At 66.2% G+C, this 24,253-nt stretch carries 18 protein-coding genes; 13 read left to right on the top strand and 5 right to left on the bottom strand.

Going from position 1 to position 24,253, the window contains the following annotated elements; translation table 11 throughout:
* The first annotated feature begins 1 nt into the window (after nt 1).
* The 9 genes from lptE (at nt 2) to AB6730_RS17130 (ending at nt 9,754) form a co-directional block, all read left to right on the top strand.
* Entirely contained in the window at nt 2–553 is a 552-nt protein-coding gene (lptE, locus tag AB6730_RS17090) for an LPS assembly lipoprotein LptE (protein ID WP_371024805.1), read from the top strand.
* An 8-nt stretch (nt 554–561) separates the two neighbouring features.
* Entirely contained in the window at nt 562–1,572 is a 1,011-nt protein-coding gene (gene holA, locus AB6730_RS17095; protein ID WP_371024806.1) for a DNA polymerase III subunit delta, read from the top strand.
* The gene (gene nadD / locus AB6730_RS17100) at nt 1,569–2,210 is read left to right on the top strand and encodes a nicotinate-nucleotide adenylyltransferase (protein ID WP_371024807.1); all 642 of its coding nucleotides are present in this window, start codon (nt 1,569–1,571) and stop codon (nt 2,208–2,210) included. The genes holA and nadD overlap by 4 nt, the downstream gene beginning before the upstream one ends.
* A 219-nt stretch (nt 2,211–2,429) precedes the next feature.
* On the top strand, nt 2,430–2,816 hold the full coding sequence (gene rsfS, locus AB6730_RS17105; protein WP_371024808.1) for a ribosome silencing factor: 387 nt from the start codon (nt 2,430–2,432) through the stop codon (nt 2,814–2,816).
* Between the two features lie 7 nt (nt 2,817–2,823).
* Entirely contained in the window at nt 2,824–3,294 is a 471-nt protein-coding gene (gene rlmH / locus AB6730_RS17110; RefSeq protein WP_371024809.1) for a 23S rRNA (pseudouridine(1915)-N(3))-methyltransferase RlmH, read from the top strand.
* Nucleotides 3,295–3,304: 10 nt separating this feature from the next.
* Nucleotides 3,305–3,862 (top strand): nucleoside triphosphate pyrophosphatase, encoded by a 558-nt coding sequence (locus tag AB6730_RS17115; RefSeq protein ID WP_371024810.1) that lies wholly within the window; start codon nt 3,305–3,307, stop codon nt 3,860–3,862.
* Between the two features lie 55 nt (nt 3,863–3,917).
* Nucleotides 3,918–5,405 carry a ribonuclease G gene (rng, locus tag AB6730_RS17120; protein WP_371024811.1) on the top strand — a complete coding sequence of 496 codons (1,488 nt, stop codon included), beginning with the start codon at nt 3,918–3,920 and terminating at the stop codon, nt 5,403–5,405.
* A 30-nt stretch (nt 5,406–5,435) separates the two neighbouring features.
* On the top strand, nt 5,436–9,308 hold the full coding sequence (locus AB6730_RS17125; RefSeq protein ID WP_371024812.1) for a YhdP family protein: 3,873 nt from the start codon (nt 5,436–5,438) through the stop codon (nt 9,306–9,308).
* A 104-nt stretch (nt 9,309–9,412) separates the two neighbouring features.
* The gene (locus AB6730_RS17130) at nt 9,413–9,754 is read left to right on the top strand and encodes a HigA family addiction module antitoxin (RefSeq protein WP_371024813.1); all 342 of its coding nucleotides are present in this window, start codon (nt 9,413–9,415) and stop codon (nt 9,752–9,754) included.
* A gap of 6 nt (nt 9,755–9,760) precedes the next feature.
* Here AB6730_RS17130 and AB6730_RS17135 read toward each other — a convergent pair whose 3' ends face one another.
* Nucleotides 9,761–10,957, bottom strand: coding sequence for a sterol desaturase family protein (locus AB6730_RS17135; RefSeq protein ID WP_371024814.1), 1,197 nt, complete (start codon nt 10,955–10,957; stop codon nt 9,761–9,763).
* 121 nt (nt 10,958–11,078) lie between these two features.
* Here AB6730_RS17135 and tldD point away from each other — a divergent pair, with 121 nt between their 5' ends.
* Both tldD and AB6730_RS17145 read left to right on the top strand, forming a co-directional pair.
* Complete coding sequence (gene tldD, locus AB6730_RS17140) at nt 11,079–12,518, top strand: metalloprotease TldD (RefSeq protein WP_371024815.1); 1,440 nt, start codon at nt 11,079–11,081, stop codon at nt 12,516–12,518.
* 532 nt (nt 12,519–13,050) lie between these two features.
* Nucleotides 13,051–19,935, top strand: coding sequence for a beta-1,3-glucanase family protein (locus tag AB6730_RS17145; RefSeq protein WP_371024816.1), 6,885 nt, complete (start codon nt 13,051–13,053; stop codon nt 19,933–19,935).
* Nucleotides 19,936–20,158: 223 nt separating this feature from the next.
* Here AB6730_RS17145 and yjgA read toward each other — a convergent pair whose 3' ends face one another.
* Together yjgA and AB6730_RS17155 are read right to left on the bottom strand one after the other, a co-directional pair.
* Nucleotides 20,159–20,701, bottom strand: coding sequence for a ribosome biogenesis factor YjgA (yjgA, locus tag AB6730_RS17150; RefSeq protein WP_371024817.1), 543 nt, complete (start codon nt 20,699–20,701; stop codon nt 20,159–20,161).
* Nucleotides 20,698–20,943 carry a DUF1653 domain-containing protein gene (locus tag AB6730_RS17155; protein ID WP_371024818.1) on the bottom strand — a complete coding sequence of 82 codons (246 nt, stop codon included), beginning with the start codon at nt 20,941–20,943 and terminating at the stop codon, nt 20,698–20,700. The genes yjgA and AB6730_RS17155 overlap by 4 nt, the downstream gene beginning before the upstream one ends.
* 120 nt (nt 20,944–21,063) lie before the next feature.
* On the opposite strand from AB6730_RS17155, the gene pmbA reads away from it, so the two are divergent.
* On the top strand, nt 21,064–22,413 hold the full coding sequence (pmbA, locus tag AB6730_RS17160) for a metalloprotease PmbA (protein ID WP_371024819.1): 1,350 nt from the start codon (nt 21,064–21,066) through the stop codon (nt 22,411–22,413).
* A 98-nt stretch (nt 22,414–22,511) separates the two neighbouring features.
* The gene (locus AB6730_RS17165; protein ID WP_371024820.1) at nt 22,512–22,916 is read left to right on the top strand and encodes a DUF4870 domain-containing protein; all 405 of its coding nucleotides are present in this window, start codon (nt 22,512–22,514) and stop codon (nt 22,914–22,916) included.
* Nucleotides 22,917–23,080: 164 nt separating this feature from the next.
* Here the strand turns inward: AB6730_RS17165 and ispA are convergent, their stop codons facing one another.
* Together ispA and AB6730_RS17175 are read right to left on the bottom strand one after the other, a co-directional pair.
* Nucleotides 23,081–23,986, bottom strand: coding sequence for a (2E,6E)-farnesyl diphosphate synthase (gene ispA, locus AB6730_RS17170; protein ID WP_371024821.1), 906 nt, complete (start codon nt 23,984–23,986; stop codon nt 23,081–23,083).
* Entirely contained in the window at nt 23,967–24,227 is a 261-nt protein-coding gene (locus AB6730_RS17175) for an exodeoxyribonuclease VII small subunit (RefSeq protein WP_371024822.1), read from the bottom strand. Before AB6730_RS17175 ends, ispA begins: the two co-directional genes overlap by 20 nt.
* Between the last annotated feature and the right edge of the window lie 26 nt (nt 24,228–24,253).

The raw sequence follows: 24,253 nt of genomic DNA on the forward strand, positions 1-24,253 counted from the left end.
CATGAGCCCGAACCTCCTTCGTTCGCTTCGCATCGCCGCGCTGGTCTCCATCGCGGCCCTGGTCAGTGCCTGCGGCTTCCATCTGCGCCAGAGCGCGGCGTTGCCCCCGGGGATGAAGAAGATCCACCTCACGGTGTCCGGCGGCGGCAAGCTGGAACGCGAACTCACCCGGGCGCTGGAAAATTCCGACGTGACGATCGTGGACAAGCCCTCGATCGACGCGGCCGAACTGGCCGTCACCTCGAACACGTTCCGCACCGATTCGCTGACCGTCAGCGGCACCGCCCGCGTCACGGAATACGCGGTGCGCTACCACGTCGACTTCAACGCGAAGGCGGGCGACGGCACGGTCATCATTCCGTCGCAGGCGGTCGATATGTCGCGCGAGTTCAGCTACGACGCGACCAACACCATCGGTACCGCGAGCCAGACCGAAGAGCTGCAGCGCAGCCTCATCGGCGACATGGTCCAGGCGATCCTGTTCCGCTTGCAGGCGGCTGGCGCGCATCCGGCCATGGTGGCGCCCGCGCAGGCGCCCGCCACCTCGAACTGAGCCGGCGCGTGCCCTTCAACCCGAGCCAGTGGCAGAAGCATCTCGCGGGCGACCGCATGGCGCCGGTGTACCTGCTGGTCGGCGAGGAACTGCTCGTGCTGGAAGCGGCCGATGCCGTGCGCGCCATGGCGCGCCGGCTCGGTTACTCCGAGCGCGAGGTGCTGGAGGCGGACAGCCGCTTCGACTGGGACGACCTGGCCCGTGCTTCGGCGGGGTTGTCGCTGTTCGCCACCCAACGCCTGCTCGACCTGCGTCTCGCCGGCGGCCGTGCGGGGAAGGACGGCGGCGCGGCGATCTCTGAATTCGTGGCCAATCCGCCGCCGGATACGACCTTGTTGATCACCGCCACCGAGTGGAGCAGCAAGCACGAGGCGGTGTGGACCAAGACGGTCGACCAGGGCGGCATCCAGGTGGTGTTCAACGCCCCACGGCCGCATGAATGGACACAGTGGATCGGCGCGCGGCTCGCCTCGCGCGGCGTCAAGGCCACCCCCGACGCCGTGGCGATGCTGGCCGAGCGCGTGGAAGGCAACCTGTTGGCCGCCGCCCAGGAGGTGGACAAGCTCGTCGTCCTCGCCGGCGATCAGCGCCTCGACGCCGCGACACTGGAAGGTCTGGTCGCCGACAGTGCCCGCTACGACGCATTCAAGCTCACCGACGCCGCCTTCGCGGGTGAGGGAGGACGCGCCTTGCGCATCCTCGCCGGCCTGCGCGCGGAAGGCGACGAACTCATCGCGTTGATGGGTTGGCTGGTCAACCAGTTGCAACTCGCCATGCGCCTGGCCAATGCCCGTGATTTCGGCGCGCAGGCCAAGGCCGAACGTCTCTGGCCCGCGCGTGAGCAACTCTTCCGCAAGGCGCTGCGCCGCGCGCCGCGCGAGCACTGGATGGCTTGCCTTGCCCGGGCCGCGCGCATCGACCGCATGGCGAAGGGCCGCGAGCAGGGCGATCCCTGGCTGGAAGCCGAGCGCCTGGTCGCCGCCATCGCCGAGCCGCGCGCGGCCACCGTGTTCGCATGAGCCGGCCGCGCCCGCTCGCCATCCTCGGTGGCACCTTCGATCCGGTCCATCACGGGCACCTGCGGGCCGCCTGGGAGGCGGCCGAGGCGCTCGACGCCGAGGTGCGCCTGGTACCCGCGCGCACGCCGCCGCACCGGCCGCCGCCGGTCGCCGACGCCAGCGGCCGTGTCGCCTTGCTGCGCGCGGCGCTCGCGGGGCAGGATCGCCTCGCCCTGGATACCCGTGAACTGGACCGCGATGGCCCCTCCTATACGGTCGATACGCTGGCCTCGCTGCGTGCCGACATCGGGCCGGACCGGTCGCTGGTGCTCCTGGTGGGCGCCGATGCGTTCGCCGGACTGGCGTCCTGGCACCTCTGGCGTGATCTGTTCGCGTTCGCCCACGTGGGCGTGTTGACGCGGCCCGGGACGACCCATCCGTTGTCGGGTGAACTGGCCGCTTTCATCGCCGGGCGCCGGGTGGAGCGTTTGCAGGGGCCGGCCGGGCAGGTGGTCGACATCGCGATCACGCCGCTCGACATCGCCGCCACGGCGATCCGCGAGTCGTTCGCGGCGGGCGGCGAACCGCGCTTCCTGATGCCCACGGCGTGCTTCGCGGACGAGGCCCTGCTGGCGCCGTATCGCGCCCTCGGGCGCTGATCGCCGACAAGTCGGCTTCCCACCAGGGCATCGCTCCCACCGGGGCGGCGCTGCCTGCTCTGGTGGGAGCCGATTCCATCGGCGATGCTCTTGCCCGGCGGCAGGCACCCCGACCCTGTCGGCGATGGTTTTACCTGTCCAGGCATTTGACGCACCCCAGACCCCCGGGGGTTATACTCGCCACAACCCCGGCATTCCGCCGCATGAGGTTTCCGTATCTTGAGTTCGACCGCATCCCGCAAGGCCAAGTCCGCCGCCACCAACGAACACCTGCGTCAGCGCGTGGTTGCCGCCCTCGAAGACCTCAAGGCCAAGGACGTCCGTGAAATCGATGTCCGCGGCAAGACCTCCATCGCCGACATCCTGTTCATCGCATCGGGCACCTCCGCCCGTCACGTCAAGTCGATCGCCGACGAAGTCATCAAGTTCGCCAAGGAAGCGGGCGTGATGCCGCTCGGCGTCGAAGGACAGACCGAAGCCGAATGGGTGCTGGTCGACCTCGGCGACATCATCGTCCACGTGATGATGCCGCGCATCCGCGAGTTCTACGGCCTGGAGCGTCTCTGGACCGTCGGCGACGACGGCGCCGAAGCCGCGAACGCCTGAGCCCGCCGTGCGGGCTCGCCTCATCGCGGTCGGCGAACGCATGCCGGCCTGGGTGGCCGAAGGCTTCGCCGAATACCGGAAGCGGCTGTCCCACGATTTTCCCCTCGAACTGGTCGAGATAAAGCCCGGTGTACGCGGCAAGGGCCGCGACGACGCGCGGGCGACCCTCGACGAGGGCGTCGCCATCCTGGCGACGCTGCCACGCGACATCCACGTCGTCGCCCTCGATGGGCGTGGCAAGACATGGTCCAGCGAAGATCTCGCCCGGCAGCTGGAGCAATGGCGCATGGGTGGGCGTGATGTCGCCTTCCTCATCGGCGGCCCTGACGGCCACGCGCCCGACGTACTGGCGCGGGCGGACCAGACCTGGTCGCTGGGGCCGTTGACGTTGCCGCACATGCTCGTTCGCCTCGTGCTGGCCGAGCAGTTGTACCGCGCCACGACCCTCGTGGCCGGCCATCCCTATCACCGCGCCTGAAGGAACCGCCGTGCTGTACCTGGCCTCGCAATCGCCCCGCCGCCGCGAACTCCTGGCCCAGATCGGCGAAGACCACCGGATCATCGAGGTGGACGTGGAGGAGATCCGCGAACCCGGCGAGCCGGCGGACGCCTATGTGTCACGCGTGGCGCGGGACAAGGCGCGGGCGGGATTCGCGCGCGTGACGGGCGAAGCGGGCGCACGGGTGCTGGGGGCCGACACCGAGGTGGTACTCGGCGACGAGGTCTTCGGCAAACCCCGTGATGCCGCGGACGCCGTGGCCATGCTCGGCCGCCTTGCCGGACGCGAGCATCGCGTGCTCTCGACCGTATGGCTGGTGGAGGCCGGCGGGGAACGACAGGCGGTATCGGTATCGACAGTGCGCTTCGCGCCCCTCTCCGAGCGCGCCATCGCGTCCTACGTGGCCACCGGCGAATGTTTCGGCAAGGCGGGCGCCTATGCGATCCAGGGAGCCGCGGCGGCCTTCGTGGAACATCTTTCGGGCAGCTACTCCGGCGTCATGGGCCTGCCCTTGTTCGAAACCTTCCAGCTCCTCCACGGTCAGTGACAGGCTGTCGACGCGCGGGCTATAAAGCACGATGACTCAAGGAAAAGGGGCGCCGGTGAGCGAGGAAATACTGATCAATGTCACGCCGCGTGAGACGCGGGTGGCGATCGTCGAGAACGGCATGCTCCAGGAAGTCCACGTGGAGCGTGCGCAGAAGCGTGGCTACGTGGGCAACGTGTACAAAGGCCGCGTCCAGCGCGTGATGCCCGGCATGCAGGCCGTGTTCGTGGAGATCGGGCTGGAGCGTGCCGCGTTCCTGCACGCCTCCGACATCGTGCGTCCGCCGTTGCCGCCGACCGATGCGCCCGTGGACGGCAAGGGCAACGGCCATGGGCCGGTGCCGTCGATCTCCGAATTGGTGCACGAGGGACAGGAAATCGTCGTGCAGGTGGTCAAGGACCCGATCGGCAGCAAGGGCGCGCGGCTTTCCACGCACCTGTCGATCCCGTCGCGCTACCTCGTCCTGCTGCCGCATTCGCGCACGTTGGGCGTGTCGGTGCGCATCGAGGAAGAAACCGAGCGCCAGCGGCTCAAGGACATCCTCAACCCGCTGATCGGCGAGAACCACCTGGGCTATATCGTGCGCACCAACGCGGAAGGCCAGTCGGAGGAATCGCTCGCGTTCGACGTGACCTACCTCGGCAAGGTCTGGCGCGTGGTGCAGGAGAACATCCAGAAGGCCAAGGTCGGCGAACGCGTGTACGAGGAACTCTCGCTGCCGCTGCGCTCCCTGCGCGATTCGCTCAACGACGGCATCGAGAAGGTTCGCGTGGATTCACGCGAAACCTACGAGAAAACGGTCAAGTTCGTGCACAAGTTCATGCCGGTGCTGTCCGACCGCATCGAGCACTACGCGGGCGAACGGCCGATCTTCGACCTCTATGGCGTGGAGGACGAGATCCAGCGTGCGCTGCGCAAGGAAGTGCCGCTGAAATCGGGCGGCTACCTGATCGTCGACCAGACCGAAGCGATGACCACCATCGACGTCAACACGGGCGGTTACCTCGGTACCCGCAACCTCGAGGAAACCGTGTACCGCACGAACCTCGAGGCCGCGCAGGCGGCGGCTCGCCAGCTGCGGCTGCGCAACCTCGGCGGCATCATCATCATCGACTTCATCGACATGATCGACGACGAGCACAAGCGCCAGGTATTGCGCATGCTCGAGAAGGGCCTGGCGAAGGATCACGCGAAGACCACGGTCTATCCGATGTCGGCCCTGGGCCTGGTCGAGATGACCCGCAAGCGCACCACCGAAAGCCTGGAACGCCAGTTGTGCGAACCGTGCCCCGCGTGCAGCGGCCGCGGCACGCTGAAGACCGCCGAGACGGTGATCTACGAGATATTCCGTGAGATCACGCGTGCGGTGCGCCAGTTCAACGCGCAGAAACTCCTGGTGATGGCCAGCCCCAAGGTGGTCGGCCGCATCCTCGAGGAGGAATCGGCGGCTGTCGCGGAACTGGAAGAATTCATCGCCAAGAGCATCCGCTTCCAGGCGGAAGAGCATTATTCGCAGGAACAGTTCGATGTCGTCCTCCTCTGAACCCGGCGCGCACCGCCGGAACCCAGGCCGGTGAATCCGCACTGGCGCCATCGCGCACGACGCCTGCGGTTCTTCTTCCTGGGTCTGGTCGCGAGCCTCCTGGTCGCCCTCGCGATCGTGATGGCGCTCGGCCAGTTGTTGCTGCCCCTGGCGGCACGCTATCCGGAACGCGTGGCCGCCATGCTCAGCGAGCGCCTGCATCGTCCGGTGCGTTTCGCCTCGCTGGAAGGCTTCTGGCGACCGTCCGGCCCACTGTTCGTGATGCGCGACGTGACCATCGCGCCCGTGGAGGGCGGTGAACCGCTGCACCTGCCGCAGGCGGCGGTGAAGCTCGATTTCGGTGCGTTCGTGCTGCCATCGCGACATCTCATCAACCTGCGCCTGAGCGATCTTCGCCTCGGCTTGCGCCGGGCCGTCGACGGCCGCTGGAGCATCGACGGCTTCGGTGCGGGAGGCGGCACCCAGAAGGTCTCCCTGGGCAACCTGTCGGCCGACCTCTGGCTCGGCAACCTGCACCTGGACATCGCCGACGACACCAGCCAGCGGCACTACGGCCTGGTGGCCGACAAACTGCGGATCAGCCTGCAAGGCCGGACCATCCGTTTTGGAGGCACCTTGCGTCGCGAACATGTCGGCGGTCTGCTCAGCGCCGCGGGCCGGTTCGCCGACGACGGCTCGAACGGACGCGTCTACGTGAAGGGCGCCGACGTCGATTTCGCGGCGCTCACCGGCGATTTCGACGCCGACGGCTATGCCCTGGCAGGCGGCAAGGGGCGTTTCGAAACGTGGCTGGATTGGCGCGATGCGCACGTGGTGCGCGCGACGTCGCGGCTCGACCTCGACAACCTCGCCATCCGCGGTCCCGCACGCACGGTCAGCACCGCGGGCTTGCATGGCATCGTCGATTTGCACCGTACCGCGGATGGGCAACGTATCGACTGGGCAGGGAATGATGGCAGCGACCTCGCCCTCGTGCTGCGCAAGTCCGGGGAGCGCAGCGACGGTACGCTGGTCGGACGCACGCTCGACCTGGCGCCCTTGCTGCCCTGGGCAGGCGTCTTGCCGCAGGTGTCGCCATCGCTGGCGCGCTGGCTCGGCGAAGGGCATCCGCATGGACGCTTCGACCAGCTACGCGCCGACTGGAACTCCGTCGACGGCGTGAGCTTCGCTCACGGCACCTTTTCCGGCGTGGGCATCGACGCCAGTGGCGGCTTGCCTGGCGTGTCCTCGTTGAAAGGCGAGGTGTTCGGCGATGGCGAGGCACTGGCGCTCAGCCTGCCGAAGCAGCCCACCACGATCGACGCCACGGGGGTGTTCCGCAAACCATTCGTCATGGCCTCCCTCGGCGGCGACATCGCGGTGTACAAGGACGAAGGTGACTGGCACGTCGGTGTCGACCCGCTCGATTTCCGCGGCGAGGGATATGGCGGCCAGATGCGTGGCGAGCTCGTCCTGCCGGCGGCCGACACCGGCCCGTTCATGGACATATATGTCGCGCTCGGCGAAGGCGAGGTGCCGGCCGCCAAACTCTTCTGGCCGATCCACTCGATGTCCGAAGGCGCCCAGAACTGGCTCAACCGCGGCCTCGTGTCCGGTCGCATCGAGGGAGGCTCGGCGTTGCTACGCGGCAACCTGCGCGAGTTTCCGTTCAAGAACCAGGAAGGGCGCTTCGAGGCACGCGCCGCGATCGCCGACCTGGTGCTCGAATACGGCACGGGATGGCCGCGCGCCGAGGGCGTCGCCGCCGTCGCCAACTTCATCGGCAACGGCATGTACGTCGAGGCGACCGAAGGCCACTCGCTCGGCAACGCCGTGAGTTCCGCGTCGGCGGCCATTCCCGACTTCGCCGATGGCATCCTCGATCTCAAGGTGAGTGGCGCGGGAACGGGTGGCAGCTACCTCGACTTCATCAAGAACAGCCCGGTCGCCAGTCGCAGCCGCGAGGCGCTCGACGCGATGAAGCTCGGCGGCACCGGCGAATTCGGCTTCAACCTGCTGATGCCCCTGAAGAGCGCGAAGGACTTCACGCTGGAAGGCAAGGCCACCATCAAGGACGCGGATCTCGTCGCCGACGCGTGGAAGCTGCGTCTCGACAAGATCACCGGGCCCATGACGTTCGACGGCACGGGCTTCTCCGCGAAAGGCCTGAAGACCGCCTATCGCGGCCAGCCAGCCGATCTCGACGTCGCCATCGCGGGTGCGACGGGTGATCCGGCGAAGATCGTCGATGCATCGCTCACGGGCGCCTTCACGGTCGACGAGATGGTCGGCGGTTTCGAAAACCTGAAATGGTTGGGTGACGTCGCGAAGGGACGCGGCACGTTCCGCATCGGCTTCGACCTGAGCAAGACGGGGCAGGGCGACACCACCGCGCAGATGCTGCGCGTCGATTCCGACCTGCGAGGCGTGGAACTGACGATGCCCACGCCGGTGAAGAAGCCGGCGAACACCGCCACGCCGCTCTCGGTACGTGTCGGGCTTCCCGTGGATGGCGCGCGCCTGGATGTCGCCCTGGGCGACGTGGTGCGTGGACGCCTGCGGCTGCCGACCGACACGGCTCCTATCGCCGCGGCGTTCAATCTCGGCAGCACGGTGCCCGCGACGATGCCCGCGCAGGGTTACCTGATCGGCGGGCACGCTCCAAGGCTCGATGTGTCCGGCTGGGTCCAGTACGTGGTCGGTCTTTCCACCGGCGGCAGCGGGCCCGGCTTGTCGGCGTTGGACGTGAGCGCGGACGACGGCGAAGTCTTCGGCCAGCATTTCGCCAACATGCACCTCGTCGCCCGTCCCGGTCCGCAAGCACTGTCATTGCGCGTGGACAGCGACGCCATGGTCGGCCAGATGACCGTGCCGAACGATGAACTGCGCCGCCGTGGCATCACCGCGCGCATGGATCGCCTGTGGTGGCCCGCCGCCGACGACGCGGCCGATGCCGCGAAGAAAGGCAAGACGGCGGCGGGTGCCGCCACGGTCACCGCCGCCACGGTGGCCAAGGCGGACGAGGCGAAAGCAATACCCCCGCAGGCGCAGAAGCCGCCGGATGCGAACGAAGCCGGCGTGGCTCCCGCCAGCCTGCCGCCGTTGCATCTGCAAGTGACCGACATGCGGCTGGGCAAGGCGCGCCTCGGCGAGGCACGGCTGGAAACCTGGCCGACCGACGAAGGCATGCACATCGACCAGCTGCGGGCGCAGTCGAAGAACATCCAGATCACCGCCACGGGCGACTGGAACGGTGACGAGAAGCGCAGCCGCACCCACCTGTCGATGGACTTCGCTTCCGAGGACGTCGCACGCATGTTCGATGCGCTCGGCTTCGCCGGTATCTTGCAGGGTGGCCGTGCCGAAGCACGGCTGGATGCGGCGTGGCCCGGCGGCCCTTCCGCGCTGGCGCTGGCGAACATGGATGGCACCCTGAGGGTCGACGTCGCCAACGGACGCATCCTCGAAGTACAGCCCGGCGTGGGCCGGCTGTTCGGCCTCGTCTCGGTCACCGAACTCCCACGGCGCCTGTCGCTGGATTTCGGCGATGTCCTGGGCAAGGGCTTCGCCTTCGACTCGATCACGGGCGATTTCCGTTTCGCCGACGGCAACGCCACGACGCAGAACCTGAAGATCCGCGCACCCGCCGCGGAGATCACGATCACCGGCCGCGCCGGCCTCAAGGCGCGCGACTACGACCAGGAGGTGCTGGTCGTTCCGCACCTCGGTAGCAGCCTTCCGGTCGTGGGCGCCCTCGCGGGCGGCCCGGTGGGTGCGGCGGCGGGCCTGGCCGTGCAAGGCATCCTGGGCAGGGGCCTCAACCAGGCGGCGCGCAAGCGTTACCACGTCACCGGCAGTTGGGATAAACCTGTCTTCACGCCCATCGACAAGGGCGGCCCCTCGACCTCGACTGAAGCGCGCTGACGCCAGCCAGCGCCGCGCGCTGGCAGATCGGTAAAATCATTGCGAATAGTATCGTAGCTCGTTATTATCGAGCGGCGTTACTATCCATGAAAGGAGAGCACGAGATGCGTGAGGTTCCCTACCCGCACCCGGGAGAGATTCTGCTCGAGGAGTTCCTGAAACCCATGGGTATCACCAAATATCGGCTGGCCAAGTCCATCGGCGTTCCGGCCGTGAGGATCGGTGAAATCATCGCGGGCAAACGTGCCGTCACCGCGGACACGGGACTTCGCCTTTCGCGCTTCTTCGGCATGTCCGACGAATTCTGGACAGGACTGCAGGCTGACTACGATCGTGAGATGACCAGGCCACGAATGGCGGAAGCACTCGCGGCGATCGTGCCGTGGGCGGAGCTTTCCGTGGAGGCCCCTTCATCGAAACGTCGTCCTTCTTCCGAAAGGACCTGATCGTCCTCAACGCTTCTGCCGCCGGAACGGAAATAACTGTTGGGAAACGAAGCCGTCGGGCATGTAATCGCCGACGACGCCATATTTCTCCGGAAACCGCTTCGTCGATCTCACAGCGGTGCCGAAGATGTGATCGAGGAAGGCATAGTGCGCCGCGTAGTTCTTGTCGATCGCCTCGTCATCCGACGCGTGATGCCAATGGTGGAAGTCCGGGGTGACGAGGACGAATTTCAAAGGTCCCCATGGCAGGTGGACGTTGGCATGATTGAACACGGCCTGGAAGCCTACGACGATGATGTATGCATTCATCACCGCCTCGCTGAAGCCGAGAACATAGAGGGGCGCAAGAACGAGCACGCGCGTGACGATCAATTCCAGCATGTGTTGGCGCGACCCCGCCAGCCAGTCCATCGTCTTCACGCTGTGGTGCACGGCATGAAACCGCCAGAGGAAAGGGACTTCGTGATAAGCGCGGTGTGTCCAGTACTGGGCCAGGTCCGCCACCAATACGCATAGCAGCAGCTGTGGCACGAACCAGATGCTCGCGATCATGCGTTGGAACTCGCTGTTCACCAGCCAGCCGAAGGCGTGGTGAATAAGGAAGTTCACGATCAGCAGCGCGAGGCCGACGATGAAATGGTTCACGGCGAAGTGCTTCATGTCGGTTTGCCATTCGAACCGGAACAGCGTCTGCCCGCGATACAACGGGAACAGTTTCTCGATGATCACGAACAGTACCGTCGACCCGAGCAGGTCGAGGATGAACCAGTCGAGCCCGATATAAGGCGTGTGCGCAGGGAAATTGCCCACGGGCACGCGGGACCCACCCAGCACGACGGCGACGAGCACCAGCAGGAACGCGGCGATGTTCAGATTGCGTTTGCGTCCCAGCACGACGTTGGCCAGCGACAGGCCTCCCGCCACCAGGAGGCCACCCAGAAGTATCTGGCGCAGCACGTCCACGGAGTACTTGTGCCTGAGGTCCGGTGTCGTGAGGTACTGCGGAAAGTGAAAGGCCAGGACGGCCAGCAGGGACAGCACGCCGAGTGAGAGCGCGATAGCCGTACTGACCATCGCCTTGCGAGGATCCAGTTCGCCGCTCCGCTTCAGCAAGTCGCGCGTCTCGTCGACCACGGACTCGGCGCGGTCTATTGGCGCCTTGGCCAACCGCCGGGCGAATGCCCGCTTTCTTCCCTCGCTCATGGAGCATCCTTATCCGTCAAGCCCACCACATCCTACCATTCACGACAAAGGCGGCGGGGTTTAAGCTGGACACCCTCGGCCCCAGATAAAGGGCCTCCCGCTTTCCCTACCGGCTGCCCAGATGGATTCCCTGATTTCCCTCGCCGAACGTCGCCTGCTCACGCCGGGCGGCCTTGCCTCTAACGACCTGGACCGGGTGTTTTCCCAGCTGATGGGCCCCTCGATCGACGCCGCGGACCTGTATTTCCAGCACTCGCGCAGCGAGTCCTGGGTGCTGGAGGAAGGCATCGTGAAGGATGGTAGCCATTCGATCGAGCAGGGCGTCGGTGTACGGGCGATATCCGGGGAGAAGACCGGCTTCTCGTACTCGGATGAAATCGTCCTGCCGCAGCTGCTGGAGGCGTCGCGCGCCGCGCGTGCCATCGCCCAGGGTGGTGCGGGGGCGGGCAAGCCGCTGGCGATCGCCACGGGACGTGGCCTGTATCCGGCCATCGATCCGGTGGAAAGCCTTCCGAACGAGGAAAAGATCGCGCTCCTGCGCGAGGTGGACGCCTACGCGCGTTCGCGGGACCCGCGGGTGAAGCAGGTGGTGGTAAGCCTGGCGGCGACGATGGACACGATCCTGGTCGCCGGTTCCGATGGCACGCTCGCCGCCGACGTGCGTCCGCTGGTGCGCCTGAACGTGCAGGTGATCGCCGAACAGGGCGGACGCCGCGAGCAGGGCCACGCGGGAGGTGGCGGTCGCTATGGCTACCGTGAGCTGATCGAGAACGGCCGCGCGCATGCGTTCGCCGCCGAAGCCGTGCGCCAGGCGCTGGTCAACCTCGAGGCCGTGGACGCCCCGGCGGGCAGCATGACGGTCGTGCTCGGCCCGGGCTGGCCCGGCATCCTGCTGCACGAGGCCATCGGTCATGGACTCGAGGGCGACTTCAACCGCAAGGGCAGTTCCGCGTTCGCGGGCCGCATCGGCCAGCGCGTGGCGGCCGAGGGCGTCACCGTGGTCGACGACGGCACGCTGCCGGGCAGGCGCGGATCGCTCAGCATCGACGACGAAGGCACGCCCACCGAATGCACCACGCTGATCGAGAACGGCATCCTCAAGGGCTACATGCAGGACAAGCTCAATGCGCGCCTCATGGGCGTGAAGTCCACGGGTAACGGCCGCCGCGAATCGTTCGCGCAATTGCCGATGCCGCGCATGACCAACACGTACATGCTCGCAGGCAACCGTGAGCCGGAGGAGATCATCCGCTCGGTGAAGCGCGGCATCTACGCGGTGAACTTCGGTGGCGGGCAGGTGGACATCACCAACGGCAAGTTCGTCTTCTCTGCGAGCGAGGCGTACCTCATCGAGGATGGCAAGGTCACCCGACCGGTGAAGGGCGCCACGCTGGTCGGCTCGGGCCCCGAGGTGCTCACGCGCGTGTCGATGATCGGCAACGACCTCGCGCTCGACGAAGGCGTGGGCGTGTGCGGCAAGGATGGTCAGAGCGTGCCGGTGGGCGTGGGTCAGCCGACCCTGCGGGTCGACGGCATGACCGTCGGCGGCACCGCGGCCTGATCTTAGTTTGGCTCGGCTTCGCCATCGCGTTTTGCGTGTCGAGGTGGGGGAGCCGTCGGGTGCCGTTCTCGTTCGCTAAGTCCTCGTCCGGCCTTCGCCTCCTTGCGGAATCGCTCAGAGAACGGCACCCGACGGCTCCCCTGCCTCGACGCTGAAAAGCCGTCTTGTCCAAACCTATCCACTTGCGCTAAACCGGACGCATGTCACGGAACGCGAGCGTATGGTCGACGTTCCGGGGTCGGTAACCCTATTTGGTATTGTGACTGTCATTCCGCAGGCGGATGATCCGCGAAGACAGCGTATGGATGGCTAAACCCGGCAGCGCAGCAGGGGCTCGCACAGACCGGCATCAGGGTTCACAGTCCACTCACCGCAGAACGACCAGGCAGCCGGCGGCATGTTCGCCGGCTCATGGCGTCGTGCGCGTCGAGCATCGCGCTGTTCCCACGCGGCACAAACAGGGGACCCCGCTCCAATGACACGACAACCCACATCACCCGGCAGTACGCAAAGGCGAGCGAGGCTCTGCGCCTTGCTCGCCCTGACGTTCGTCGGCGTAACCGCGACGGCCCAGGCCGTCACGCTCGCGCCGTCGGACCGACAGGACATCAACCTCGGCGCACGGCCCTGGAAGTACACCAAGCAGGCCATCGTCAACCCGAACGACCCGGTGGTGTACGCACCGGTGCCCAATGGCGACGACGGAGCCAGTCCGACGTTCAACGACAGCAGTTGGCTGACCGTCGGCATCCCGCACGCGGCCAACGACTTCACCACCTTCATCAACCAGGAGTCGGGTGGCGGCCAGGGTAGCCTGGACGGCGAGACCAGCTGGTATCGCGTCAAGCTGACCGACTCGGCGAAGTTCGCCGGCAAGAAGGTGATGGTCGAGTTCGAGGGTGCGCATACGGGTGACCGTGTCTACCTCAACGGCCAGTTCATCCACGGCACCGGCGTGCTCAACCAGGCCGGCCAGCCCAATGAAAACGCCACCCACGTCATCGGCTTCCTGCCGCATATCGTCGACCTGACGCCGCTCATGAAGTTCGACGGTACCGACGTGTTGGCGGTCAAGGTCAGCCGCGGTGGCGGCGGCTTCTTCGAGGACCCCGGTTTCTCCGGCTCGTTCCGCTTCGGCCAAGCCGAGGCCGGCTTGTTCCGTCCGGTAAAACTGCACGTGACGAACTTCGTGCATATTCCGGAGAACGTGTACGCAGGCCAGAACACGTGGGGTACGTACGTCGGCACGCAGAGCATCGCCGCCGACCACAGCACCGCCACCGTTCGCGTACAGACCAATGTCGTGAACGAGACGAAGGACCCGAAGTCCGTCATCCTGACCACGCAGATCGTCGACGCCCAGGGCAACGTCGTCGTATCGGACCAGCAGCAGAAGACGCTTGCGCCGAACTTCGTTCCCAGCGACCAGACCCCAGTCTTCGACGAGACGCTGACGGTCCCGCATCCCACGCTCTGGTATCCGAACAACAGCCTGGACGGCAAGCCGTACCTCTACAAGGTGTTGCACACGGTCAGCATCGATGGCGTCGTGGTGGATGCGAAGCAGAGCACGCTCGGTATTCGCACCATCACGTGGGACAAGGACTTCCCCTACGTCAATGGCAAGAAGCAGTACATGTGGGGTGGCTCGGGTCGCTACGACTATCCGGCGCTCGGTTCCTCGGTGCCCGAGGAACAGCAGTGGCGCGACCTGCAGCAGCTTGCCGCCGGTGGTGGCAATCTCTGGCGTCCCGGCCACTCGCCGTCGAGCCCCGAGTTCGTCGAGGCCGCCGACGCCCTGGGCGTGTTCATCGTGCAGCCCAGCGGCGACGGCGAGAACGGTTTCGCCAATCCCTGCGCGGCCGGTGACAAGGCCTGCAACGACATGTGGACGATCAAGCGCGAGGTCCATCGCGACATCGTGATCCGCGATCGCAGCCATCCGTCGATCCTGGCCTGGGAACACGATAACGGCGCGATGTTCACGCCCTTCGCGGTGGAGCTGCGGGCGCTCGCGCGCGCGTGGGACAACATCGCCCCGCGCGCCGCCGCCGACCGCACGCCCGATGCCGCCAACGGCGACATCCTCAGCTGCTCGAAGGCGGGTTGTGAGACCTACCTGCATTCCACGGAGTTCCCGAACAAGCCCGCATGGGGCGCGGAATACTGGGGGCCGGGCACGCTGCGCCATTCGTACGACCACGAACTCGCGTTCGCCTTGAACTACCTCGTGCCGTATTCGCAGGCGCGCAAGGTCGGTACCTTCGGCATGGCGCAGTGGTACATGTCCGATACCCCGGGCGAAGTCATCGAGATGGTGGAAGGCCTCGAGGACAACACGCACTGGGTGTACCAGCGTGATGCGAACGGCAACATCGCGAACCATCCCGATGGAAATCCCATCAAGGCGTTCCGTCACAACGTTCGTGGCAACAACGCGTCGATGACCGACGCGAACCGTTTCCCACGCATGCTGTACTACATCTACGAATCGGTCTGGGTTCCTTACGAGCTCCGTCCGGTCGTCAAGCTGGCGCACCACTGGAACCGCGCTGGCGACATCCAGGTCAATGCGTTCAGCAATTGCCCGAAGGTTCGCCTGCTGATCAACGGCGTGCCGCAGGGGCTCGACCAGACCCCCAACACCTGGGACACGATCGACGAGGCGTCCTATAACGCCGAGAACGGCGCGACGGACGAACTGACCGGCAAGATCGTCGGCTCCGACAAGGCGCAGACGACCACGAAGCTGCCGGGCCAGGTCCATTGGAACGTGACGTGGCAGCAGGGCAGCGCGACCGCACAGTGCCTTGACGCGGTGGGCAACGTGCGTACCGACGACAGCGGCCACCCGGTGGCCGATACGGTGACGACCGCGGGTGCGGCCGACCATATCGAACTGGATGTCGTGCCGGCGGTGGTCAGGCCGGACGGCACCCGCTTCCAGGTGACCGCGAACGGTTCGGACGCCGCCTTCGTCGTCGCCAAGGTGGTCGATGCCAACGGCGTCGTCGTGCCGGACGCGTCGCAGAAGGTGACGTTCGACGTGGTATCGGGTGCGAGCATCGTCACGTATCAAGGTGGCACACAGCAGTACGTCGACTACAGCGCCGGTCTCCAGCCGGGCGAGCAGCCGGCCAACCCGGGCGTCTACATTCCGGAGCCGCTGCACAGCTACCACTCGCCGGGTTCGCATGAACTGCAGTTCGAAGGCGGCTTGCAGAAGATCGCGTTGCGTTCGAAGTTCGCGGCTGGCCAGGTCACGGTGACCGCCTCGGCACCGGGTCTCCTGGCGGGCTCCGCGACGTTCGACATCGTCGATGTGCCCGCCGCGCCGACCGTCTCCGGTCCGCCGGCCATCATCGCGCAACCCATCGGCCAGCAGATCACCGTCGGCGACTCCGGGCGTTTCTCCGTGACGGCCTCGGGCGCTCCGCCGCTGACCTTCACCTGGAAGAAGAATGGCGTCGAGATCCCGGGTGCGACGGGTGCGAGCTACACCACGCCAGCGACGACGCTGGCGGATGACGGTTCCACGTATTCCGTCGTCGTCCACGGCCAGGGGCCGGACCAGGCATCGGCGCCGGCCACGCTCAAGGTGTTTCCCTTCAGCCAGGTCGTGATCTCGGCCCAGCCGCAGCCGCAAAACGTGGACGAGGGTCAGAGCGCCCGCTTCCAGGTCGCGGCATCGGGATCGCCGACGCTCGCCTATCAGTGGATGAAGAACAACGCGCCTATTCCGGGTGCGACGAACCCGACCTATGACACGCCGACGCTGAGCGTGGCCGATAACAACGTCGGTTACTCCGTGGTCGTCAGCAATTTCGGCAGTTCCGTGCCGTCGATCACCGCTCCGCTCACCGTGAACGCGGCGCGTCCGCCGGTGATCACCGGAACGATGGCCGACGTTCGCGCCAACCCCGGCCAGCCGGCCATCTTCGATGCATCCACGCTGGTGGCCGGTACCTCGCCGTTCCACTACAAGTGGTCGCACGACGGAACGCCGGTCGGCGACGACCTGCCGACGCTGACGATTCCGTCGGTGCAGCCCGGCGATATCGGCACGTACACCGTCTCGGTGAGCAACATCACCGGCACGGCGGCGACCACCTCCGCCAAGCTCACGCTGGCTCCGCCGGGTGCGAACCTGGCGCGTGAAAAGGCGACGCTCGCCTCGGAAGTGGAAAATCCGCAGGGCACGGCGGCGTGGCAAGCCGTCGACGGGGACGAGACCACGCGCTGGGGTTCGAAGATCGGCGACGACAAGGCGTTCATCACGGTCGACCTCGGCGCCTCGCGCACGTTCAACCGCGTCGTGTTGAAGTGGGAGAACGCGCACGCCAGCGCGTACGAAATCCAGTACTCGGATGACCCGAACACCGGTTTCGATACCCATGTCGCGTACCACACCGACACGAGCATCGGCGGCACCGAGGATGTCACCTTCGACAAGCCCGTCACGGGGCGGTATGTCCGCATGCAGGGCCTCGCCCGTGCGACGGATTATGGGTACTCGCTGTACGAATTCGAGGTTTACAACTCACCCACCTGCTGCAACCTGGCCGACCGTTACACGACGACGACCGGCTCCAACCTCGTGACCGACACCCTGAGTGGCCTGCAGTGGGACCGCATCCAGCGCGGCTTCTCCGACCAGGGCGCGCAGTTCACGCAGTCCGTGGCGATCTCGACCTGCACCGCGGCGAGCATGCGCTTGCCGACCGTCGCCGAGGCGTTGGCCATCGCCGGCCAGAACTATTCGACGGCGGCGTTCCCGGGTGCCTGGACCACCTGGACGGAAGGCAAGGACCCGAAGGATTCGACGTTCGCCTTCCAGGTGAACTCGACCGGCGACGTGCATCGCGAAGTGGCGGAGAACAACCCGGGCCACGTGTTGTGCGTGAAGGGGACCAAGGCGATCGCTCCGGTGATCACCGGGCAGCCGTCCTCCCAGAAGGCGGGCGTGGGCCGTTCGGCGCACTTCGCGGTGACCGCGACGGGCGTGGGTCCGCTGACGTACGACTGGTACACCGTGACCAAGGACGCCAACGACCAGGACGTCCTGTCCCTGCTGTCGAGCACGGCCGATGGCAGCTACGCGACGCGTGCCCTCACGGCCGCGCAGAACGGCAGCGTCCTGCGTGTGAACGTGGTCAGCGCCCAGGGGATCACAACGGCGAGCGACGATGTGACGTTGACCGTCGACAACTCCACCGACGGCTTCGACCCGCCGGCATGGGCTGGCCCGGCGCCGCAACAACCGCAACAACCGGGTGATGGTGGCGGCAGCAACCCGCCGAGTCCGGGTACGCCGGGCGACGGCAAGGGTGGCGTGAACATCGCCCTCGGCGCCATCGCGTCGTCGCACGTCGATCCCGAGCGAGGCGACCTGGATGCGTCCAAGGCGGTCGATGGCGATTTCACGACCCGCTGGAGCTCCGCGCCGGATATCGACCCGACCGACCTGGTGCTGAACCTCGGTGCCCCGAAGACCTTCGACCACGTGATCCTGCGCTGGGAGAACGCGTATTCGAGTTCGTACACGCTCGATACGTCCAACGACGGCACCACCTGGACGCCGGTGTTCAAGGACCCGATCGCCGGCAAGGGTGGCGTGGACACGCAGACGTTCACGGCGGTGACCGCCCAGTACGTGCGCATCAACAGCACGGCGCGCGCCACCGGCTACGGCAACTCGCTGTTCGAGTTCGAGGTCTACCAGGCGGCTGCCACGTCGCAGCCTCAGCAGCCGGTGAACGACCAGCCGCAGCAGACCCAGCCGCAGCAGCCCGACGTAGGCGTTCCCGCCACGGGCAATCTCGCCCTGAAGAAAACGGTGCTCGCGTCCGACAGCGAGAACCCGGTCGCCTTCAAGCCCGGGAACGTCAATGACGGCGACGCTGGCACGCGTTGGTCGTCGGGCTTCACCGACGACCAGTGGATCCAGGTCGACCTCGGTTCGGTGCAGGTGATCGGCAAGGTGGTGTTGTCGTGGGAGAACGCGCATGCGCTCGCCTACCGCATCGACACCTCGATCGATGGCAAGACCTGGACGCCGGCTTACGACAACGAGAACAGCCAGGGTGGTGTGGAAACCGTCACCTTCCCGGCCAGGTCGGCACAGTACGTGCGCATGACGGGCCTGAAGCGTTCGAGCCCCTATGGGTACTCGCTGTGGGAAATGGGCGTCTATGCAGCCGATGGAAGCGGCGACACCGGCACGCCGCCGGAGAACCCGCAGGCCAACGATCCGTCGCAGGGCTTCAACTACGAGACGTACCCGGGCTTCATCGGTACGCAGCTGCGCAACACGACCAACGGCAAATATCGCGACGACCAGATCTACGTCGCCGTGATCGGCCGCGATCCGGCCTCGCAGGTGTTCTCGTGGGTCAAGCCGGACGGCACGCTGACCGCCGCCGCGGTGGAGGACAACGATGGTCCGGGGCATCTGACCAAGAACGGCCAGAACTATCCGAACTACTTCTTCACCCTGGCGCAGGCCAAGTTGCTCAAGCTGCCGAAGATGGACTCGGGACGGATCTTCGTGTCGGTCGGCGAGCCGATGTACATCAAGATCCTGAAGGCGGCCGACGGTTCGATCGGCTTCGCGGGTCCGAACCCGCTCAACGGTACCGACCCGAACATCGGCGTGTACTACGACTGGTATGAGTTCACCTGGAACGACAACGCCATCTTCATCAACACGACGCAGGTCGACCAGTTCTCGATCCCGTTGTCACTCGATGTGTATGGCGGGGACAAGACAAGGCACGAGTCGTCGGGCATCACGCAGACGCGCGCGCAGATCTTCGCCCAGTACAACCAGGAGGTGCCGGCCGAGTTCCAGCTGGCGGAAGCCGACCCGATCCGCATCCTCGCACCGGGCAAGGCGGCGTTCGATGCCGGGCAGCCGCAGGGCCACTACTTCGACGACTACATCGACCGGTCGTGGACGTATTACCAGGACCACGTGCTGCAGATGACGATCGGCAACAAGCAGTTCGAAGGCACCGTGATCGATGGCGTATTGACCTTCACCCACGCCAATTGGGCGGACACGCACGAACAGGACGAGCCGGAAGGCATGCTGTTCAAGGTGGCCAAGCCCAACACGCAGGACGTACTCGAAGGCAAGGGCGCGCTGGCCCGGTCGAGCGATCCCTGGGGAGTGGAAGGACAGCTCGAAGCGCAGATCTGTGCCGCGTTCAACCGTCATGTGATGGAAGACACCACGCTATGGAAAGATGCCGGTTCGTTCTACCAGCAGTCGCCGGCCAACTACTATTCACGCTTCTGGCACCTGCACGGCGTGAATGGCAAGGCTTACGGTTTCGCGTACGACGACGTTTCCGACCAGAGCTCGACGCTGATCGAGACCCAACCGGAGCATCTCGAACTCGGGATCGGCTTCTAAGCGATAAGCGGTAAAATCCGGCGAAAAGGAAAGGGCGGTGGAGAAATCCACCGCCCTTTTTCATGACCCGGCGAGAGCCAATAACCCGGTGGTAGCCGGTAGAGACCTGTGGGAGCCGACTTGTCGGCGATCCCGCGGCAGCGGGCCGGGTTAAGGCAAGCACCCATCGCCGCTGAAGCGGCTTCCCACCAGATCATTCCAACAGAGCCTTTCCATCGGGCCCTTATTCCTCTGGGGAGGCGGCTTCCAGCTCTTTCAATATCCGGTACAACTCGCGAAACGCGTGCAGCGGCTTGTTCGCCTCACGCTCCGCCTTGGCCTGGCGGACCAGCGAGCGCAGGTGCTGGCGGTCGAGATCCGGGTACTGGTCGAACAATTCGCCGAGGGCGACATCGCCACCTTCCATCAGGCGTTCGCGCCGCGCTTCGAGACGATGCATGTGCGCGGCTTCCTGCCGCTGGCGGTCGCGATCCTCGCCCAACGCGGCACGTGCATCGGTGAAGGCCTCGTCGCCATGCCGGCGCATCTGCTTGGCGAGGAAGGCCAGCTGGCGCTTGCGTGCGATATGCGCGGTGATCTTCCGCGTCCGCCCGATCTCCTCGACGATGTCGTCGGGCAGGTTCAATTTCGGAATGCGGCTCGGTGGCAATTCCATGAGCTGGCCGGCCAGCTTCAGGATGTCCAGGGCATTGCGGCGCTTTTCGCTACGGCTCGGACCGAAGTCCTCTTCGTCCCCGTCGTGCGGGCGGTCGTCGACAGGCTTCATGGCTGGGCATCCGTGATGGGCTTGAAATCCGCTTCGCGCTCGAACGTGAAACGGGGAAAGGTCTTGCCGTCGCGCTCCACCGTCTCGGCGAACATCGCGGCGGGACGCACCCACAGGCGGTGCTGGTCGTAGAGGTCCTGGTAGACGACCATTTCCTCCATCGACTCACTGTGCAGGGCGGTACCCAGCACTCGGTAGGGCATGCCCTTGAAGTGGCGGTAATAGCCGACACGGACGCTCATACGGTATTTCCATGGCACCATGCGCGGTGCGTTGCTTTTGATCGGGTGACGCGACCCCATCTGTATCGGGTTGGCCGCGTGCGGCCTGCCATTCTAACCGCCAGCCCCCGGGATGCCCACGTGAGCCAAGTTTCCACCCTCGACACCAGCCACCAGGACCTCAATCGCCTTGCCAGCCTGGCCGAGGACACGATCCGCCGTGCCCGCGCCGCGGGAGCGACCCAGGCCGAGGTTTCCGCCAGTGTCGACGTGGGCCTGAACGTGAACGTGCGCCTGGGCGAGGTGGAGACGGTGGAACACACGCGCGACCGGGGTTTTGCCCTGACCGTGTACTTCGGCCAGCGCAAGGGCTCGGCCAGCACCGCCGACCTCAACCTGGATTCGATCCAGGCCACCATCGACCAAGCCTGCGCCATCGCCCGGTTCACCGAAGAAGACCCTGCTTCCGGCCTTGCGGACGCCGATCGCATGGCCACGTCGTTCCCCGACCTCGACCTCTGGCATCCATGGGACATCGACGTCGACGGGGCCATCGCCCTGGGCCAGGAGATCGAGGAGGCCGGCCGCGCCGTCGCCGGCATCACGAATTCCGATGGTTCCAGCGTGAATGCGGGACAAAGTCTCTCGGTGTACGCCAATTCCCACGGCTTCCTCGGCCGCGAGCGTGGCACGCGGCATTCGCTCTCGGTGGCCCTGATCGCGGGCGACGACGATGGCATGCAGCGCGATTATTGGTACGACAGCGTGCGCCATGCGGGCGATTTCATGGACGCCGCCGCGATCGGCCGCAAGGCCGCCGAACGCACGCTGTCGCGCCTCGGTTCACGGCGCATCGGTACCCGTCAGGCGCCGGTCCTGTTCGCACCGGAGGTGGCGCGATCGCTGCTCGGCCATCTGCTGGGCGCCGTGAGCGGGGGTTCGCTGTATCGCCGCTCGAGCTTCCTGGTGGATCACGAAGGCAAGCAGATCCTGCCGTCGTGGTTCCGCATCGACGAAAAGCCCTTGATTCCGCGTGGCCTGGGATCGTCGGTGTTCGATGCCGAAGGCGTGGCCACGCTCGACGCACCCCTCGTGGTCGACGGCGTGCTGCAGCGCTACATCCTCGGCAGCTACTCCGCGCGCAAGCTGGGCCTGAAGTCCACCGGCAACGCGGGCGGCGTGCACAACCTCTTCGTGAAAACGGGTGACGACGACTTCGCCGGCATGCTGCGCAAGCTGGGCACCGGCCTGCTGGTGACCGAGGTGATGGGGCAGGGCGTGTCCATCGTCACCGGCGATTACTCGCGCGGCGCATCGGGCTTCTGGGTCGAGAACGGCCAGATCGCCTATCCGGTCGAGGAGATCACCATCGCCGCCAACCTGCGCGACATGTACGCGAACCTGGTGGCGGTGGGCGCGGATGTCGACCGCCGTTCGCATATCCTCACCGGTTCCTGGCTGGTCGAGAAGATGACGATCGCCGGCGAGTGATCGCCGGGAAGGGCGGGCCGCCCATGTGCCGCAAGTCGGCTTGACAGGCGGCCGGCCGAATCGGACAGTGGGCGCGACATCGCCCACGGAGTTCCGCCATGAGTACGCCGTCCGATCAAGTCCCGCCGTCGCCCCCGCCGTCCCCGCCGCCGTACGAGTCCACCGATCCCGTGGCGCCCAATACCGACGACAAGAACATCGCGATGCTGACCCATCTCTCGGGGATCATCTTCAGCATCATCGTGCCCCTCATCGTCTGGCTGGTTCATAAGGACCGCGCCGAAAAGAGCTACCTGGTGACCGAGGCCAAGGAGGCGCTGAACTTCCAGATCACCGTGCTGATCGGCTATGTGATCTGCTGGGTGCTCGCCTTCGTCATCATCGGTGCGTTCCTTACGCCGCTGCTGTGGTTGTTCAACCTCGTGTTCTGCATCATCGCGGCGATACGGGTGAGCCAGAACGGCACCTATCGGTATCCGTTCGCGTTGCGCTTGATTGCTTGAGTGCCGTGCCTCGAGGCGTTTGTGGGAGGCTTTTGTGGGAGCCGACCTTGTCGGCGATGGGTGCTTGCCTCGATCTGGCCCGCTGCCGCGGGATCGCCGACAGGGTCGGCTCCCACCACGGGTCGGCTTCCCATCTTGAGCGGCTCCCACAGGCGAAACGGAGATCAGTGGCCGCGGTGTGCGGAATAGCGGGCCAGTTCGGCCAGGTATTCGCCGCGTTCACCCAGCGGCTCGATGGCTTCGAGGGCCTCGTCGACAAGATCGGCGAGGCGCACGCGTGAGGCATCGAGGCCGATGATCGAAGGGAAGGTGGGCTTGTCGGCGGCCGCGTCCTTGCCCGCCGTCTTGCCGATCACGGCCGATTCGCCTTCGATGTCCAGGATGTCGTCGCGGACCTGGAAAGCCAACCCGACGGCGTGACCGTAGCGGTCGAGCCGTTCCAGGGTCGTCTCGTCATCGCAGCCCGCGGCGAGCGCGCCCAGGCGGATCGACGCCCGGATCAACGCACCTGTCTTGTAGGCATGCATGCGCTCGAGTTCTTCGAGCGATAGCCGGCGTCCCACGCCGGAAAGGTCGAACGCCTGGCCGCCCGCCATGCCTTCCGCGCCACAGGCCGCGCCGAGTGCCCGCAGCATCGCGATGCGACGCGGCGCATCGTCGTCGTCACCGGACGAGGCGGCGAGGATCTCGAAGGCGAGGGCTTGCAGGGCGTCGCCGGCGAGTATCGCCATGGCCTCGCCGAACACGATATGGCACGTGGGCCGGCCACGGCGAAGATCGTCATCGTCCATCGCGGGCAGATCGTCGTGCACCAGCGAATAGGCGTGGATGATTTCCACTGCGCAAGCCGGCGCATCCAGGATCGGGCCGTCGCAGCCGAGCGCGTGTCCGGTGGTGTAGACGAACAGGGGGCGCAGGCGCTTGCCGCCGCCGAGCACGGCGTAGCGCATGGCCTTGTGCAGGTCGACGGGCGGGAGGTCTTCGCCGGGAAGGACGCGCGCGAGCGCTTCGTCCGCCCGGACGACCAGCGCCTTCAGCGGTGCCGGCAGGTCAGTCGATGTGGGAGTCAAAGGGTTCGGCGGTATCGGGGGCTTCAGGATCGAGCAGCAGGCGTACACGCAGTTCCGCCTGTTCCAGCGCGGTCTGGCAGTGCCGGTAGAGACCGATCCCGCGCTCGAACGACTTCAGGGATTCGTCGAGGCTGAGCTCGCCGCCTTCCATGCGGGTGACCAGCTGTTCGAGCTCGTCCAGCGAGTGCTCGAATTCGGCAATCGAGGAGGCGGGAACGGGGGTGGCGGGGGACTTCGGCATGGCCGCAAAGCTAGCTCACATGGCGG

Origin of the sequence: Luteibacter sp. RCC_6_2, from assembly GCF_041360655.1 — a bacterium.
In the GTDB taxonomy this organism is placed as follows: domain Bacteria; phylum Pseudomonadota; class Gammaproteobacteria; order Xanthomonadales; family Rhodanobacteraceae; genus Luteibacter.

Excerpts from the sequence above, each read along its gene's own strand:
- AB6730_RS17175 (WP_371024822.1), bottom strand. The coding sequence starts at position 24,227 with ATGCCGAAGTCCCCCGCCACCCCCGTTCCCGCCTCCTCGATTGCCGAA.
- lptE (WP_371024805.1), top strand. The coding sequence starts at position 2 with ATGAGCCCGAACCTCCTTCGTTCGCTTCGCATCGCCGCGCTGGTCTCC.
- yjgA (WP_371024817.1), bottom strand. The coding sequence starts at position 20,701 with ATGAAGCCTGTCGACGACCGCCCGCACGACGGGGACGAAGAGGACTTC.
- AB6730_RS17155 (WP_371024818.1), bottom strand. The coding sequence starts at position 20,943 with ATGAGCGTCCGTGTCGGCTATTACCGCCACTTCAAGGGCATGCCCTAC.
- AB6730_RS17165 (WP_371024820.1), top strand. The coding sequence starts at position 22,512 with ATGAGTACGCCGTCCGATCAAGTCCCGCCGTCGCCCCCGCCGTCCCCG.
- AB6730_RS17130 (WP_371024813.1), top strand. The coding sequence starts at position 9,413 with ATGCGTGAGGTTCCCTACCCGCACCCGGGAGAGATTCTGCTCGAGGAG.
- nadD (WP_371024807.1), top strand. The coding sequence starts at position 1,569 with ATGAGCCGGCCGCGCCCGCTCGCCATCCTCGGTGGCACCTTCGATCCG.
- tldD (WP_371024815.1), top strand. The coding sequence starts at position 11,079 with ATGGATTCCCTGATTTCCCTCGCCGAACGTCGCCTGCTCACGCCGGGC.
- AB6730_RS17135 (WP_371024814.1), bottom strand. The coding sequence starts at position 10,957 with ATGAGCGAGGGAAGAAAGCGGGCATTCGCCCGGCGGTTGGCCAAGGCG.